Origin of the sequence: Aquimarina algiphila (genome assembly GCF_947494415.1) — a bacterium.
In the GTDB taxonomy this organism is placed as follows: domain Bacteria; phylum Bacteroidota; class Bacteroidia; order Flavobacteriales; family Flavobacteriaceae; genus Aquimarina; species Aquimarina algiphila.
This window is the reverse complement of record NZ_CANLVC010000002.1, coordinates 711750-727868: the sequence shown is the minus strand read 5'-3', so window position 1 is coordinate 727868 and position 16119 is coordinate 711750. Positions and strand designations below refer to the sequence as shown.

The 16119-nt window shown below is 33.0% G+C and carries 13 protein-coding genes; 9 read left to right on the top strand and 4 right to left on the bottom strand.

Features of this window, described 5'->3' with window-relative positions:
* Positions 1-355: 355 nt before the first annotated feature.
* Positions 356-1441, top strand: coding sequence for a DUF2652 domain-containing protein (locus PQF96_RS05790; protein WP_109435248.1), 1086 nt, complete (start codon positions 356-358; stop codon positions 1439-1441).
* On the opposite strand, the gene PQF96_RS05785 is transcribed toward PQF96_RS05790, so the two are convergent.
* Both PQF96_RS05785 and gldJ read right to left on the bottom strand, forming a co-directional pair.
* Positions 1438-2715 carry a UDP-N-acetylmuramoyl-tripeptide--D-alanyl-D-alanine ligase gene (locus PQF96_RS05785; protein ID WP_271765391.1) on the bottom strand — a complete coding sequence of 426 codons (1278 nt, stop codon included), beginning with the start codon at positions 2713-2715 and terminating at the stop codon, positions 1438-1440. The genes PQF96_RS05790 and PQF96_RS05785 overlap by 4 nt on opposite strands.
* 74 nt (positions 2716-2789) lie before the next feature.
* On the bottom strand, positions 2790-4466 hold the full coding sequence (gene gldJ / locus PQF96_RS05780; protein WP_109435246.1) for a gliding motility lipoprotein GldJ: 1677 nt from the start codon (positions 4464-4466) through the stop codon (positions 2790-2792).
* A gap of 984 nt (positions 4467-5450) precedes the next feature.
* On the opposite strand from gldJ, the gene porV reads away from it, so the two are divergent.
* From porV to PQF96_RS05750, 6 genes are all read left to right on the top strand, one after another.
* Complete coding sequence (gene porV, locus PQF96_RS05775) at positions 5451-6620, top strand: type IX secretion system outer membrane channel protein PorV (protein WP_109435262.1); 1170 nt, start codon at positions 5451-5453, stop codon at positions 6618-6620.
* A 143-nt stretch (positions 6621-6763) separates the two neighbouring features.
* The gene (locus PQF96_RS05770; RefSeq protein WP_109435245.1) at positions 6764-7246 is read left to right on the top strand and encodes a cytidine deaminase; all 483 of its coding nucleotides are present in this window, start codon (positions 6764-6766) and stop codon (positions 7244-7246) included.
* Between the two features lie 152 nt (positions 7247-7398).
* The gene (gene pdhA / locus PQF96_RS05765; protein ID WP_109435244.1) at positions 7399-8400 is read left to right on the top strand and encodes a pyruvate dehydrogenase (acetyl-transferring) E1 component subunit alpha; all 1002 of its coding nucleotides are present in this window, start codon (positions 7399-7401) and stop codon (positions 8398-8400) included.
* A gap of 3 nt (positions 8401-8403) precedes the next feature.
* Entirely contained in the window at positions 8404-10014 is a 1611-nt protein-coding gene (locus PQF96_RS05760) for a pyruvate dehydrogenase complex dihydrolipoamide acetyltransferase (RefSeq protein ID WP_271765390.1), read from the top strand.
* An 83-nt stretch (positions 10015-10097) separates the two neighbouring features.
* Positions 10098-11069 carry a M28 family metallopeptidase gene (locus PQF96_RS05755; protein ID WP_271765389.1) on the top strand — a complete coding sequence of 324 codons (972 nt, stop codon included), beginning with the start codon at positions 10098-10100 and terminating at the stop codon, positions 11067-11069.
* A gap of 48 nt (positions 11070-11117) precedes the next feature.
* Positions 11118-11798: an SDR family NAD(P)-dependent oxidoreductase gene (locus PQF96_RS05750; protein ID WP_109435241.1), complete on the top strand. Its 681-nt coding sequence runs from the start codon at positions 11118-11120 to the stop codon at positions 11796-11798.
* A 377-nt stretch (positions 11799-12175) separates the two neighbouring features.
* Here PQF96_RS05750 and PQF96_RS05745 read toward each other — a convergent pair whose 3' ends face one another.
* Complete coding sequence (locus tag PQF96_RS05745) at positions 12176-12646, bottom strand: hypothetical protein (protein ID WP_271765388.1); 471 nt, start codon at positions 12644-12646, stop codon at positions 12176-12178.
* Entirely contained in the window at positions 12643-13413 is a 771-nt protein-coding gene (locus PQF96_RS05740; protein ID WP_271765387.1) for a hypothetical protein, read from the bottom strand. Before PQF96_RS05740 ends, PQF96_RS05745 begins: the two co-directional genes overlap by 4 nt.
* A gap of 268 nt (positions 13414-13681) precedes the next feature.
* Here PQF96_RS05740 and PQF96_RS05735 point away from each other — a divergent pair, with 268 nt between their 5' ends.
* Positions 13682-15259: a vWA domain-containing protein gene (locus PQF96_RS05735; protein WP_271765386.1), complete on the top strand. Its 1578-nt coding sequence runs from the start codon at positions 13682-13684 to the stop codon at positions 15257-15259.
* Positions 15260-15314: 55 nt separating this feature from the next.
* Positions 15315-16118, top strand: coding sequence for a DUF4349 domain-containing protein (locus tag PQF96_RS05730; protein WP_167571726.1), 804 nt, complete (start codon positions 15315-15317; stop codon positions 16116-16118).
* Position 16119 lies beyond the last annotated feature (1 nt).

Below are 16119 nucleotides of genomic sequence, written 5' to 3'. Positions count from 1 at the left end.
AGGTTTTTTTTTATTTCCAGAAGAAACTCCAAATCAAAAATAGGAGTCTAATACTACCTTTTGAAAGTATAGATAATTTTTTAGGCTATAAATATGCGATATAAAGCAGAATTCTATGAAAGAGGTGTAACTTGTGTTAGAATCGAATTACGTAGCTTAAACAAGCTTAAGGAAAGATGATTTATGTATTTACTAACGATTAAAAGTGTAATCTATCTCTTTAAATTGTATAGATTTGTATAGTATCGCTTATTTGATGTGATAATTGTGTTGTGGGACAAATTGATTTGAACAATGATATATGGAAAACGCACATCATTTCTATTAGGTAAATTAGAGTATATTAAATATCTGCATGGCAAATTCATTATTGTTTATCCCTGATATTTCAGGTTTTACATATTTTGTTCAAAATACAGAGGTAGAACATAGTCAACACGTAATTTCTGAGCTGTTAGAAGTTCTTATTAATGCGAATACTCAGGATTTAAAACTGGCCGAGGTAGAGGGTGATGCTTTGTTTTTTTATAAAGAAAATGAGATTCCATCACAGGAAAAGCTTTTAGCGCAGATAGAGACTATGTTTACTGGTTTTTATAGTCATCTTAAGCTTTTGGAGAAAAATCGTATTTGTCCTTGTAATGCTTGTGCTACTGCACCAAATCTACAATTGAAAATTGTAGTACATTGTAGTGAATTGCAGTTTATTACTGTACAGGAGAAGCGCAAACCATTTGGCCAATCGGTTATTGAGGCTCATAGATTACTTAAAAATTCTGTTCCAAGTGATAATTATGCTTTATTAAGTAGTGAGGTGTCAAAGTTTATAGGTCTTCCGGTTCATTATAAAAGCAAGTTGTATAATTTTGTAGAAGGAAGTGATGTATATGATGGTAAAGAAATTAGGTATGTGTTCTCTGAGATAGATAAAGCTAAATTAAAACTTAATCCATTTGCAATTCCTGAAGTGGTAGATTTTAAATGTGCTCCGAGTGTTGTTTTGACCACAGAGTTTGGTATTTCTGGACAGCAGTTGTTTGAGTACATTACTAATTATAGTTATAGACACTATTGGGTGAATGGAGTGAGTGAATTCGAATATAACCCTGAAGAAGTTACCCGGTTGGGAACAGAGCATGTATGCGTTATTGATGGAAAACGATTGAACTTTACAACAGTTACGAAAGCAGCAAATGGTAATGAAATTGTGTATGGAGAACGTACAACAGATGTCCCAGTTGATGCTCTTTATAATTTTTTTATTATAAGACCTCTATCCGAAAATTCATGTTTATTAACCGTTGAGCTGTATCCCAAGGCTAAATCATTACTTAATAAGTTCTTGTTATGGCTTTTTATGAAAAGAATTTTTAGGAAATCTATGAGTACAACAATAAAAAATCTTGAAAACTTTGTTAAAAACGGGGCTGTTAATGGCTAAAGTAGCTCAAGTATTCTTTCTAGTTGCATTCCTCGAGAACCCTTGATGAGGATCGCATCTTTCTTGTTTTCTAAACTCCAATTGCTCATTAAATCCTCATAAGATTTGAATTTTTTAATTCGAGGATCTTTACATTGAGTGAGAAAAAAATTACTTCCAATTAAGTATATTTTATTAACATTTGTATTACTGATTATATCGGCAATGTTTTGATGTTCTAATGCTGCTGCTTCTCCAAGTTCAAACATATCGCCAAGAAATACAACTTTGTGACTATGGTTTAGTTGGGTAAAACTACTAATTGCAGCATCCATACTGGTAGGATTTGCATTGTATGCATCCAGAATAATAGTGTGATTTCCTTTTTCAAGAATTTGAGAGCGATTATTTTTTGGGATATAAGACTCGATAGCATTTTTAATGAGTTGAATATCTATCTCAAAATAACGCCCAATGGTTATTGCGGCTGCAATATTGGTGAAGTTATAAGCACCTACTAAATTACTGTTTATTGTTAAGTTTTGATAAGTGGCTTTAACGTTGGGATTAGTTTCTGTTAATTGAATAGTAACATCGGTTTTAGAAGATGTAGAAAAAGTATAAGCATTAATGCCTAAAGAAGCATTTTGAAGTTTTTTGTCGTCAGAATTAAGGAAGACAAGTTTGTTGTTATTTTTTAAATAAGTGTATAGCTCGGTTTTGCCTTTTAAAACACCGTCGATACCTCCAAAACCTTCTAGGTGTGCTTTTCCTATGTTAGTAATGTAGCCGTAGTCTGGGCTGGTAATTGAAGAGAGGAACTCGATTTCGCCCTGATGATTTGCTCCCATTTCTACAATCCCTATTTGCGTATCTTTAGACATTGATAAAAGAGTAAGCGGGACTCCAATATGATTATTGAGATTGCCGATCGTAGCAGTCGTGTTGAAGCTAGAAGAGAGTACGCTGTTGATGAGTTCTTTTGTGGTTGTTTTTCCATTACTTCCAGTTAGAGCAATAATGGGAATGCCTAAATACTTTCGATGATAAGATGCTAGTTCTTGTAATGTTTTTAAAGCATTATTTACTAGAATGTGCTTTTCAGAAGTCTTGAACTCTTTTTCATCTACTATAGCGTAGGATGCACCTAATTTTAATGCTTTTTCAGCATATGTATTTCCGTTAAAATTCTCTCCTTTTAGAGCAAAGAAGATATCTTTTTTTTTAATTTTTCGAGTATCAGTGCATACGGTATTGCTTTCTAGAAACAATTGATGTATTTGGGCAATAGTCATTAAGTATTGATATTAAAAAAAGCCCTGACAAAATTGTACAGGGCTTTAATATTTATAACGAACTTTAAATAATCTTAATTTCTTGGTTTCTGATGTCTAGGTGTTTTTTGTTTTCTTGCTTTCGTACCAACACGAGACATTGCATTTCTGAAACCGATATAATCTGTAGCCATATATTGAGGCATAAATCTTCTTTGCGCTGGATCTAACCAGTACGCTCTGTCTTTCCAAGAACCTCCTTTGTAGACACGTACTTTATCATCAACGATTGTTGTTCTTTTGCTAGATTCATCATATTTTTTATCCATTTTTGTGCTGTCTTCTGCACTAGGGCCTACATAATGAATCGGAGCATTATACATTCTTCTGTTCGGAAGATTTTCGTCTTGATATCCTTCATAGTATCTAGAAGAACTCTTGTCACCATCACGATAGTTCCTGTTATCACTATCAGTAAAGTTAGTTCTCATATAGGTTTCATTATCATCGATAGGAACCTGTAAAATACCACCAGGTAAAACTCTAGATATGATTCTACCATTACTTAAGGTGTCATATACTATAGAGTCTGTCATAACGATTTTTACAGTTCCATCAGGATTGATAGCATTTTTAGTATATACATTTCCTCTGTAGTAGTTAAAGTCATTGTACTCATCATCTACTATAGGTCTGTATACATCAGCAACCCATTCTGCAACATTTCCTGCCATGTCATATAATCCGTAATCATTAGGGTCATAAGACTTTACTGGGGCAGTAATATCAGCACCATCGTCACTCCATCCTGCAATACCACCATAATCTCCATCTCCTTGCTTAAAGTTAGCTAATTGATCACCTCTAGTTCTTCTTTGTCCAGAACGAGTGTATTTTCCACTCCAAGGGTATTTTTTTCTACCTCTGTAGATGTTATAGCTTCTAATTTCAACTAAACCTAAAGCAGCATATTCCCATTCTGCTTCTGTCGGTAGTCTATACTTAGGTAAAAGTAATCCATCTTTACGTTGAATGTATAAACCTGTAGAGTCGTTGTTTTTTTCATATCTTTCTGAAGCTCTTCCGCCACGAATAGCTTCATCATTACCTCCGTATGTTTGAGAAGGAGCATTTAAATAAGTATCTGTGTCAAATGTACTTTCTGCAGAAACATCTTCGAAAGGAGCATTTTCTTTAATAACTTGCTCTTCTTCAAGAATTCTTTCATTAACGCGGTTAGTTCTCCAGTTACTAAATTCGATTGCCTGAATCCAGTTTACTCCAACTACAGGGTAATTAGCATATGCCGGATGACGTAAATAGTTATTTGTCATCATTTCATTAAACCCAAGTCGGTTTCTCCAAACTAAAGTATCAGGAAGAGCACCATAGTAAATGTTTCTGTATTTTGGTTCAGTAGGAGGATAAACACCTTTTAACCAATCTAAGTATTCCAGATACATTACATTAGTTACTTCTGTTTCATCCATATAAAAAGATTGAACATGCTGTTGAGTTGGAGTATTATTCCAGTCATGCATTACATCATCCTGTACACGTCCCATAGTAAAGGTACCACCTTCTATAAAAACTAAACCAGGTCCTGTTTCTTGCTCTTTATAATTTGTCTGTACCTGAAATCCACCATCCTTGGAATTGTATTTCCAACCTGTGGCTCTGGAATTGTCACCATAATTGTTCTTCGAACAACTAAATAGTAAAACACTAACGGAAAGTGCCATTAGCGACTTAAAAATAAACGCGTTTCTCATAATCTTAAGTTCGTTAAAGTAGAAATTAGGGCTTGCAATATAAATAATAAACGTTAAAATTACCCTAATTTTTTCAAAATATTATCAATTCACATTTTTTTATGAATTTATAACGACTTTGGATTAACGCAATATTTATAAATTTATTATTTTTTTTTTTATAAAACTTGAAAGTTAGAATGAATTTAGAACTGTGTTCTTTTTTGGTTTTTTAATGTAATGAATTTGTTTTCAGTAACTAAGGGGTTGGGTGTGCGATGCTGCTTTTGCTGAAACAAATAGTCTTACAATTGAATAATAGTAAAATTTTTATTCTGAGTTTTAGAGAAAAAAATATGCAAAAAATAAACTCCTAAAATTTTATTTTTTTTAAAAATGAATACCTACCAAATATATAAAGGTTAATTTTTACTCTAAAAAGCCCTGTACAGCCAACTTTTTTTAATAATTATGTCTGTAAATACTTCAGAATACCTTTTTTTTGGATTAAAAATATATTCGAATTTTATTCTACACGTTTTTAAACAACATCGATATTTATGAAAAATAAAAAGTAGTTGAATTATGAGTTCATATATTAATTAATATGTTCAAATTAAGGTTAAACAGTAATAAATAACTAAAAACCATATGTATTGCTAAAAAATCTTGTTATATATACATAATTATGTGCAACAGTGTTATTTTAGCTCAGAATTTGGTTGATATTTGAACGTGTGATAAAACCAACAAATAATAAGTGGTTTGTTTTAATTAAAACAATAAGTGTAAGTGGTTGGTTTTTATTATTTTATGAAAGAATACGGTGGTTGTTGATTATGAAGAAGAAGATATTTTATTAAAATTAAACCTACCGAAAATTGAATGATATATAAGATATCTCTAAATTCGACGTTAATTAATCAGCAACTTGAAAAAATTAAGAACTCAATTATTCTTAATCACTAAATAACTATATATTTGTCAAACTCAATTTTAATGGATATGAAAAGAATATTAATCCTTAGCCTGGTATTTGCAACAATTTTTACTTCAAAAACAAGGTCTCAGGAACAGAACAGAGCGATTACTACAGCCACACCGTTTTTGTTAATTGCTGCTGATGCACGAGCAGCGGGTCTTGCAGATCAGGGGGTTGCAACGTCTGCAGATGCGTTTTCACAGCAGTGGAACCCTGCAAAGTACGCCTTTATTAAAAATAAGCAAGGCGTAGGGGTTAATTATACTCCGTATCTTAGTAATCTGGTTAACGATATATTTTTAGGGAATGTAAATTATGTTAATCGTATAAATGAAAGAAGTGCTGTTGCGGCAAGTTTTAGATATTTTAGTTTAGGTGATATTGAGTTTAGACAAGGTCCTACAGATGCACCCAATGTGCAAAAGCCAAATGAGCTAACTTTAGATATTTCATATGCATTAAAACTGGATGATCATTTCTCTATGGCGGTAGCAGGACGTTATTTACGTTCTGATTTAAGACTTCAGGGCACTGGTGCCGATGCAAGTGCAGCAGGTAGTTTTGGAGTTGATATCGCAGGTTTTTACCGAAGTGATGAAATAGCTTTTAATTCTTTTAATGGTAGATGGAGAGCAGGTGCAACAATTTCTAATATTGGTCCAAAAATAAAATATGATGATGCAGGACAAGAGAATTTTATACCAACAAATTTTAGATTAGGTGGTTCTTTTGATTTTATCTTTAATGAAGATAACCGAATTACTCCATCGTTAGAATTTAGTAAACTTCTTGTTCCAACTCCGCTGGATCCTGATGCGGATGGTGATGGAACTATTACTCCAGAAGAACAACAAGCTGCAAATCAAGAATATAATGATAAAAGCGCTTTTGGATCTATATTTTCTTCATTTGGTGATGCACCAGATGGATTTAGTGAAGAATTAAAAGAAATTACATGGTCATTGGGAGCAGAATATATGTATAAAGAAGTATTTGCTTTTAGAGCTGGATACTTTAATGAAGCCGAAGAAAAAGGTGCTCGTAAATTTTTATCACTAGGTGCAGGTTTTAAATATAATATTATCAATTTAGATATTTCATATTTATTCTCCACATCTTCTGTTAGAAGTCCACTTGATTCAACGCTTCGTTTTGGTCTTTCGTTTAACTTTGGAGATGAATATTATGATTAAATCATAATATTGTAAATAATATTAAAAAAAGTATCAACTGTAAAGTTTGATACTTTTTTTGATTGTGGTACATTGTGAAGCTCTATTGGATGTTTAATAGGTGTAGAATTAGATGATCAGAAAATCATAAGACAAAAGTATAGATGAAGGAAGTAGAACTAAAATCTATTCTACAGGTATATGATTCATTTGATGAATTACCTGTAGATATACAAAAACTGATGCAACAATCTTTTGAGATTAGAGATAAAGCATACGCTCCTTATTCAGAGTTTCTGGTAGGAGCAGCCTTGTTATTAGAAAATGGCGAAGTGATTTTGGGGAATAATCAAGAGAATGCTTGTTACCCATCTGGATTATGCGCAGAACGTACAGCTATATATTATGCTGGAGCTAATTATCCAGGAATTCCCATTGTTACAATGGCATTATCTGCTAAATCCTTAAAACATCAATTGGTTACTCCAACACCTCCATGTGGTGCCTGTAGGCAATCAATAGCAGAGTATGAGATAAAACAGAACAAGCCAATAGCTATTTATTTTATGGGAGAGACAGGAAAAGTGGTCAAATCTTCTTCTTTAGCTAATTTATTGCCGCTTATTTTTGATAATTCGTATTTATAACGTTTTCGTTGATTTTATGCGCAAACTCCTTTCTCCTTAATTCCGAATATGTTATTTTTGTTTTTCGTTCTCTTAATAAATAAGGAGGAAAAATTAAATAATTACTAGTTTTTAAACTGGTTTTTTATATATACATCAGCACACAATTATAAATGAAAAAGATCACTAAAGAAGTTTACCTAAATTGGTACGAAGAAATGCTTTTCTGGAGAAAGTTCGAAGATAAGCTGGCTCAGGTTTATATCCAACAAAAAGTAAGAGGCTTTTTACACTTGTACAATGGGCAAGAAGCTATTTTAGCAGGAGCCTTACATGCAATGGATCTTACAAAAGATAAAATGATAACAGCTTATCGTAATCATGTACAGCCTATAGGTATGGGTGTTGACCCAAAACGTGTAATGGCAGAGTTGTATGGTAAAGGAACTGGTACTTCTCAAGGTTTAGGAGGATCGATGCATATATTCTCAAAAGAACATCGATTTTATGGAGGACATGGTATCGTTGGAGGACAAATACCTTTGGGAGCTGGTTTGGCATTTGCAGATAAGTATCATAAAAGAGATGCAGTGACACTTACATTTTTTGGTGATGGAGCTGCTCGTCAGGGATCGTTGCATGAGACTTTTAACTTGGCGATGCTATGGAAATTACCAGTAGTGTTTTGTGTAGAAAATAATGGATATGCTATGGGTACTTCTGTAGAAAGAACAGCAAACCACACTGATATCTGGAAACTAGGACAAGGATATGAAATGCCTTCTGGTCCTGTAGATGCAATGAATCCTATAAAAGTTGCTGAAGCAATGGATGAAGCTATTACTAGAGCAAGAACAGGAGGAGGGCCAACATTTTTAGAATTAAAAACATATAGATATAGAGGGCACTCTATGAGTGATGCTCAAAAATATCGTACAAAGGAAGAAGTAGCAGAGTATCAAAAAATAGACCCTATAACTCAGGTTTTGGATATTATTAAAGATAAAAAATATGCTACAGATGAAGAAGTTGCTGAGATCGATAAAAGAGTAAAAGATAGAGTTGCAGAATGTCAGAAATTTGCTGAGGAATCACCATTCCCAGAAAAGAATGTAATGTACGATGTTGTATATGAACAGGATGATTATCCATTTTTATCACACAAACCACAATAGATTATGGCTACAGTAATTAATATGCCGCGATTGAGCGACACCATGGAAGAAGGAGTTGTTGCGAAGTGGCTTGTTAAAAAAGGAGATACAATTAGCGAAGGAGATATCCTGGCTGAAATAGAAACCGATAAAGCTACAATGGAGTTTGAGTCTTTTTATGATGGAGTACTACTTCATGTAGGAATCCAAGAAGGGGAAACAGCACCAGTAGATCAGTTATTAGCAATTATCGGAGAAGAAGGTGAAGATATTTCTGGTTTGTTGAATGGAAGTGCTGCACCGGCTGCTGATGCTCCAAAAGAAGAAAATACTGAAGAATCGGCGGTTCCAACGTCATCTGAATCTACAGCAATACCAGACGGAGTTGAAATTATTACTATGCCTCGTCTTAGTGATACAATGGAAGAAGGAACAGTAGCAACCTGGTTGAAAAAAGTTGGAGATACTGTAGAAGAAGGAGATATCTTGGCTGAAATAGAGACAGATAAAGCTACAATGGAGTTTGAATCTTTCTATAACGGAACTCTATTATATATAGGTATAGAAGAAGGACAAACTGCAAAGGTTGATGTGCTGTTGGCAATAATAGGGCCTGAAGGCACAGATGTTTCAGGTTTAAAAGATGGCGTGACTGTTGCTAGTTCAACCGGTAGTGATCAAAAATCTGAGACAGAAGCAAAACCCGAAGTAAAAACAGAAACGGCACCTGTCGCAACAACTAATGGAGGTAGAATATTTGCTTCTCCTTTAGCTAAGAAAATTGCAGCGGATAAAGGAATTGATCTTTCTCAGGTCAAAGGAACTGGTGAGAATGGGCGTATCGTAAAAAAGGATGTGGAAACATTTACGCCTTCTGCTCCTACTAGTACTCCAGTATCAACTAACGAAACAACCCCTACACCAATAGTACAAACATTTACTCCTGCAGGAGAAGAGAGTTTTGAAGAGGTAAAGAATTCGCAAATGCGTAAAGCGATTGCAAGAAGTCTATCAGCTTCTAAATTTACTGCACCTCACTATTATTTAACAATAGAAGTGGATATGCAGAATGCAATGGCTTCTCGAAAAAATATTAATGAATTACCCGATACAAAAGTATCGTTTAATGATATGGTGGTAAAAGCATGTGCAATGGCACTTCGTAAACATCCACAAGTAAATACGCAATGGACAGATAATACTACTAAGTATGCTAAGCATATTAATATAGGTGTTGCAGTAGCTGTGCCTGATGGTTTAGTCGTTCCAGTATTACCTTTTGCTGATCATATGTCTCTTACTCAAATTGGAGCTAAGGTTAAGGATTTAGCAGTTAGAGCTCGTGATAAGAAATTAACTCCACAAGAAATGAGTGGTAGTACTTTTACAGTGTCAAACTTAGGTATGTTTGGTATTCAGGAATTTACTTCTATTATTAATCAGCCTAACTCTGCAATATTATCAGTAGGAGCGATTGTAGAAAAACCAGTAGTAAAAGATGGTCAGGTTGTAGTAGGTAATACAATGAAAGTTACTTTAGCTTGTGATCATAGAACAGTAGATGGAGCTACAGGAGCTCAATTTTTACAGACACTAAAACAGTATTTAGAAAACCCGGTTACTATGTTGGCATAGTTTCAAATACTTTAAATAATATTCACAATTAATCCTGTCTCAAATGAGGCGGGATTTTTTATCTTTATCAAAAACATATTCTTATGCAGAAAAATATTTTTATCATTCTGATTGCGATCTTATTTATGAGTTGTAATCAAACTACTACTGCTCAGTCTCAAGTAAAAACAACTGAAGATGGTGGTTTAGGAAAAGCCAAGGTTTCAGACGTTGCAGATATTATGAATTTTTTAGCGAGTGATGAGTTAGGTGGTCGGGATACAGGAAGTGAGGGTTTAGAAAAGGCAGCTCAATTTATTGAAGGGGAGTTTAAGAAATATGGGATTGCTCCTTATTTTGATACCTATAGAAATGCTTTTGATGTTAAAGGAACGGCGACATATAATATGGTAGGATACCTCAAAGGAACAGATGCTACTTTATCAAATGAATTCATCATTTTGGGAGCACATTTTGATCATATAGGAACAGGTAAGGAGGTTAATGGTGATACTATTGCTAATGGAGCTAATGATAATGCTGCTGGTAGTAGTGCAGTTATTTCATTAGCCAAGCAGTTTGCCCAATTAAAAAATAATAAAAGAAGTATCCTTTTTGTTTTATTTGGAGCTGAAGAAAGAGGGCTATTGGGTTCTGCACATTTGGCTGAAGTCCTAAAAGAAAAGAATATTAACCTATACACCATGGTTAATTTTGAAATGATAGGTGTGCCTTTAAATGATAAATCCTATAAAGCATATATTACAGGGTTTGAAATGTCTAATATGGCTCAAAAAATAAACGATTATGCTGGATCAGAATTGATAGGGTACTTGGCTAAAGCTAAAGAGTTTCAATTGTTCAGAAGAAGTGATAACTATCCTTTCTATGAACAATTTAAGGTGCCTTGCCAAACCATTTCTACCTTTGATTTTACAAATTATGACTATTACCACCATGTAGATGACGAAGTATCTGAAATGAATTTTGAATTTATGGCAGAACTGATTAATAATTGTGTTCCTGTTATTGAAAAAATGGCGAATACAACTGATAAAGAAATTAAGTTAAATTAACTAAGTACACCTCGCAGATTTTAAATCTATAACGTATATTCATATAGAATGAAAAACATTATCATAACTGGCGCTAGCAGAGGTATAGGCTTCGAACTGGCAAAATTATTTGCCGAAGAGGGACATCAGGTTTTAGCTTTATCCAGAAACGAAAAACCTATTGCTGAACTGCGACATAAAAACATACATTCGTTTTCTTTTGATATCTGTAATACAGGGGATTTAAAAAAGATGACAGATTATATTTCATCCACTTGGAAACAGGTAGATGTTTTGATAAACAATGCAGGTAAATTATTACATAAACCTTTTAGCGAAATTTCTACACAAGATTTTGAGGAAGTATATAAGGTAAATGTTTTTGGAGTAGCCGAAATTACACGTTTGATTTTACCTTTTATGACATCAGGTAGTCATGTGGTTACCATAAGTAGTATGGGAGGGATACAAGGAAGTATAAAATTTCCCGGACTGGCTGCGTATAGCTCTAGTAAAGGAGCAGTGATCACATTAAGTGAATTGTGGGCAGAAGAATATAAAGAAAGTGGTATTGCTTTTAATGTTTTAGCACTTGGAGCAGTTCAAACAGAAATGTTAGAAGAAGCGTTTCCTGGGTATCAAGCACCTCTAACCGCAATAGAAATGGCAAGTTATATCAAAAACTTTTCATTAACCGGGAACTCCTTTTATAATGGAAAAGTTCTTCAGGTTTCTAATAGCACTCCTTAGTAAAGTGAAAAAAGAGTTTTGCATTACATTTACAGTGTTTGGTGGTAAATTTTATCTGTTATCTGCTTTTTTGTTTAAAAACTCTGTTTTATAACTTAAGTGTTTTTTAATAATCTTCAAATTAGAAGCTGTAGTAATGATCTGTTAACTCTTGTAATATTATTTCCAATGATATGTATACCTGTTGTGGTTATGATAAACCATATGTGCTATAGATTTATCCAAAATATTTTTTTAATAGACGACATTTAATGATTTTTATATCGAGTTTTATTGATTGTTGAGTATGTCAATATAACTTAAGTTATACTTAAATTCTAATATAATTAGTTTGGTTATAGAATCCGTCAATAAATTTGACGGATTCTGTTTTTTAACTACAAGTCGGATGTGGATTTAGTTCCTATAGTGTCAAAAGTAATTTTTGTAGTTTTTAATAGTTCTCCTTCAATTTCTATGTTTGAAGTCTTGATAGTAGTGATGATTGTATCTATAGTAGTAGCAAAGACAACTTCTGTTTTTACTGTTTTTATAGAATCCGAAACAGTTTGAAAAGTCCCTATAAAGTTAACTTCTTTGATATTAGTATCTTTAATAGACAGCACACTATTTTGTTTACTTCTTGAACTAAAGTCTGGATGAGATTTTTCTAACGTTTCTTTGTCAATAAATTCCTGTAGTTTTTGTGTAATTAGGATGATATAAGCTTCATTTTCTGAAATGATAGGACGACTATCTTCTTCAAATGCTTCAATAGTTTCTGAAGCTTCCATGTCTAATTCTTTTGAAGGAGCTTTAGCGCAGGCAAATACTAATGTCGATATTATGATGTACACAAACTGTTTCATGATTTTACTTTAAATTTAAGTTTAACAATTTGTCCGTTTAATCTACGAGATTCTATAATTTCAATATTCTTTAAGCTTTTTGTAGGGGTAGTTAATTTATTTATAAACTCATCTTTTGTATGTATTTCAATACCTAATCCATAAGGCAAAACCTGAAAAATAGTTGCGTTATTTGCTATTATTCTGGATAGTTCTTTTTTCCTGTTTTTCCAATCTTTTACCTTTCCGTTAGCATAATAATGTAACATCAGCGCATAGTCATCTGTTTGGATTTGTAATTCCTCTTGTGTGTCAGAAGAAGCTATTCTGTATATGGTATCTGTCTTATGATATGGAGACTGTATAATGAAATGAATAAAATCATCTTCTGTTTTCCAGGTGAAACAACCCAAACTATCGCTTTTTGAATGAAAAGGAGATTCTTTATCATTTAGTATGATAATATCTATAGGTATTTTGGTTAGAGGCTGATTTCTATCTTGATCAATAAAACAAAAGGTAAATGTTCTTTTGGTAGGGATTAAAAAGTAGATAGAAATGAATACACCAAACCCCAAAATTACTATCCAAAACCATTTGGGGATAGTAAAGGATTTTGCAGGGTTGGAATCGATATTATGATTACTTTTAAAATCATTCCAGTTGATATAACCACAATATCTAGAAAGTAGATTTAAAATATCTACACGGGGTAATTTCTCTGAGGAGTTTTTGAAATAACTATAAAATGATTTTTCGCTAATAGTCGCTTTAACATGTTTTTGCAAATCTTCCTGAAAAACGACAATATCTTGCCCTTTCCACTCAGCAATATCTATGCTCGAAGCGTTATTTGCAGTTAAAAAATGTTGTGTAACTGCTTTTTTTAAGAGATCGAATAGTATTTTTTCTTCAGAAGTAATAATTGTATGATTTTGATAATAAGGTGTTTGTGTTTTGTAAAATGATTTACAATTGCTTTACAAGTGTTCTACAATAGATTCATCTGGTTAGCTTCTAAGTTTGTTTTCAGATAACAATATAAAAAGTATATAGATGAAAACAAAGGTGATTAAAAAAATCAAAGTAGTATTTATGGGATTATTAGTTTTAAGTATTGGTTCTTGTAATCAATTACCTAAAAGAGTCAACCATATTAATGAATCTGGTATTACAGAAGAAGAAGTTGATTTCGAATACAAATTAGAATATTTAGATGGAGTAGATAAGAATTCAGAGGAGTATCAAGAAATACTAGAGAACAATTTTAAAAGGGTGAGTTTTTCGCCGGTCTCTACTTTTTCTATAGATGTTGATAGGGCATCATATAGTAATATTCGTAGAATGATAAATAATGGACAAGAAATCGAAAAAGATGCTGTTAAAATTGAAGAAATGATCAATTATTTTAAATATGAATATGATCAGCCAACCGATAAACATCCATTTGCAATTCATACAGAATCAGGAGCTACACCATGGAACAATAATACAAGATTGGTGAAAATTGGATTAAAAGGTAAGGAAGTACCAGTAGATTACATTCCAGCTTCTAACTTGGTGTTTTTGATAGATGTTTCAGAATCCATGGGGGAAACAAATAAATTGCCATTATTGAAAAGCGCATTGAAGCTGTTGGTCGGTCAGCTTAGAGAAAACGATAAAGTTTCTATTGTGGTATACGCAGGAGCAGCAGGAGTTGTTCTTGAACCCACTTCTGGTGACGATAAACAGAAAATTATACAAGCATTAGAGGATCTTATGGCAGGAGGTTCAACAGCAGGTGGAGAAGGTATTGAGTTAGCCTATAAAATAGCTGAGGAAAATTTTATTAAAAATGGGAATAATAGGGTGATTTTGGCTACAGATGGAGATTTTAATATAGGTGAAAGTTCGGATAAAGAAATGAAGAGGCTTATTGAAATTAAGAGAGAATCCGGAGTGTTTTTAACTTGTTTAGGGTTTGGGATGAATAACTATAAAGATAGTAAACTTGAAACATTGGCAAATACAGGTAATGGTAATCATGCATACATTGATAGTATGCAAGAGGCACAACGTGTATTAGGAACCGAGTTTGGCGGTACGTTGTTTACCATTGCTAAGGATGTAAAAATTCAAGTCGAATTTAATCCAGCAAAGGTTACAGCATATCGTTTAATAGGATATGAAAATCGATTGCTTGATGACGAAGATTTTATTGATGATACCAAAGATGCTGGTGAGTTAGGAAGCGGTCATACTGTCACTGCTCTGTATGAGGTAATACCTAAAGGAGTAGAAAGTAGATATCTCAAAGATGTTTCAGATTTAAAATACGCCAATAAGACGGAGAAAAACAACTATGGTAATGAAATGTTTACCGTTAAGGTAAGGTATAAAAACCCAAAAGAAAATCAAAGTATAGAAATGTTACATGTCTTTACGATGGATACAGAAATAGAAATGTCAACAGATTTTCAATTTGCTTCTTCTGTTGCTTGGTTTGGAATGAAGTTAAGGGATTCTAAATACCTCCAGAATCAGAATACAGAAGATATCATATCTCTAGCTCAAAATAATAAGGGTAAAGATGTTTTGGGTTATAGAGCAGAGTTTGTAAGGTTAATTAGTAGTTATGAAGGAGCAAAGTAATATTAAAAGTATGGGATTTAGATTCGCGAAAATATATTTTTGTTTAAGTGTTTTTATGTGTTCAATCTTCTCTTGTTCTAAATATGAGAACAAATATGATGAAAGTATCGCATTAGAGGAAACGGGAGAAACTGCTCTTTTAAATACACATCAGACTGAAGATGCTGGAGGGATAGAAGTAAAAAATAAAAATGTTATAAATAATCAGATAAAAATCATCAGAAATGCGAATTGCAGAATCAAAGTTGCAAGCGTTGAAAAAGCAACAATATTAGCAAAGAAGATTGCTTCAGAACATAACGGATATATTTCTGATGAAAGATTTACAAATACAAATTATGCTAAAGAAAATCGTTTCACTATCAGGATTCCTCAGAATGAATTTGATGTGGTGCTTGATGGTGTTTGTGGGCTGGCAGAATTTGTGGATTATAAAAATATTTCTACTGTAGATGTAACAGAAGAATATGTAGATATAACTTCTCGGTTAAAGACAAAATTCGAAGTAAAACAGCGTTACGAAAACATTTTAAGAACCAAGGCTAAGACAGTAGAAGATATTCTAAAAGCAGAAGAAAAACTGAGTAAACTTCAGGAAGAAATTGAGTCAGCACAAGGAAGATTAAATTATTTAACCAATAAAGTGTCTTTTAGCACAATTCAAATAGATATTTATGAGACCATTATCCCTAAAGAAGAACCAGCAGAGTATCGCCCAGGTTTCTTGGACAAAGCAAAACAAGGCATGTCATTTGGTTGGTCTATCATAGAAAATCTAACGTTGCTATTATTTTATATCTGGCCATTATTAATTTTAGGAACTTTGATTTTTGTGTATTTTAAGTGGATAAGGAAATAAA

Excerpts from the sequence above, each read along its gene's own strand:
- porV (WP_109435262.1), top strand. The coding sequence starts at position 5,451 with ATGAAAAGAATATTAATCCTTAGCCTGGTATTTGCAACAATTTTTACT.
- PQF96_RS05755 (WP_271765389.1), top strand. The coding sequence starts at position 10,098 with ATGCAGAAAAATATTTTTATCATTCTGATTGCGATCTTATTTATGAGT.
- PQF96_RS05735 (WP_271765386.1), top strand. The coding sequence starts at position 13,682 with ATGAAAACAAAGGTGATTAAAAAAATCAAAGTAGTATTTATGGGATTA.
- PQF96_RS05790 (WP_109435248.1), top strand. The coding sequence starts at position 356 with ATGGCAAATTCATTATTGTTTATCCCTGATATTTCAGGTTTTACATAT.
- PQF96_RS05730 (WP_167571726.1), top strand. The coding sequence starts at position 15,315 with ATGTGTTCAATCTTCTCTTGTTCTAAATATGAGAACAAATATGATGAA.
- PQF96_RS05770 (WP_109435245.1), top strand. The coding sequence starts at position 6,764 with ATGAAGGAAGTAGAACTAAAATCTATTCTACAGGTATATGATTCATTT.
- pdhA (WP_109435244.1), top strand. The coding sequence starts at position 7,399 with ATGAAAAAGATCACTAAAGAAGTTTACCTAAATTGGTACGAAGAAATG.
- PQF96_RS05760 (WP_271765390.1), top strand. The coding sequence starts at position 8,404 with ATGGCTACAGTAATTAATATGCCGCGATTGAGCGACACCATGGAAGAA.
- PQF96_RS05750 (WP_109435241.1), top strand. The coding sequence starts at position 11,118 with ATGAAAAACATTATCATAACTGGCGCTAGCAGAGGTATAGGCTTCGAA.
- gldJ (WP_109435246.1), bottom strand. The coding sequence starts at position 4,466 with ATGAGAAACGCGTTTATTTTTAAGTCGCTAATGGCACTTTCCGTTAGT.
- PQF96_RS05745 (WP_271765388.1), bottom strand. The coding sequence starts at position 12,646 with ATGAAACAGTTTGTGTACATCATAATATCGACATTAGTATTTGCCTGC.
- PQF96_RS05785 (WP_271765391.1), bottom strand. The coding sequence starts at position 2,715 with ATGACTATTGCCCAAATACATCAATTGTTTCTAGAAAGCAATACCGTA.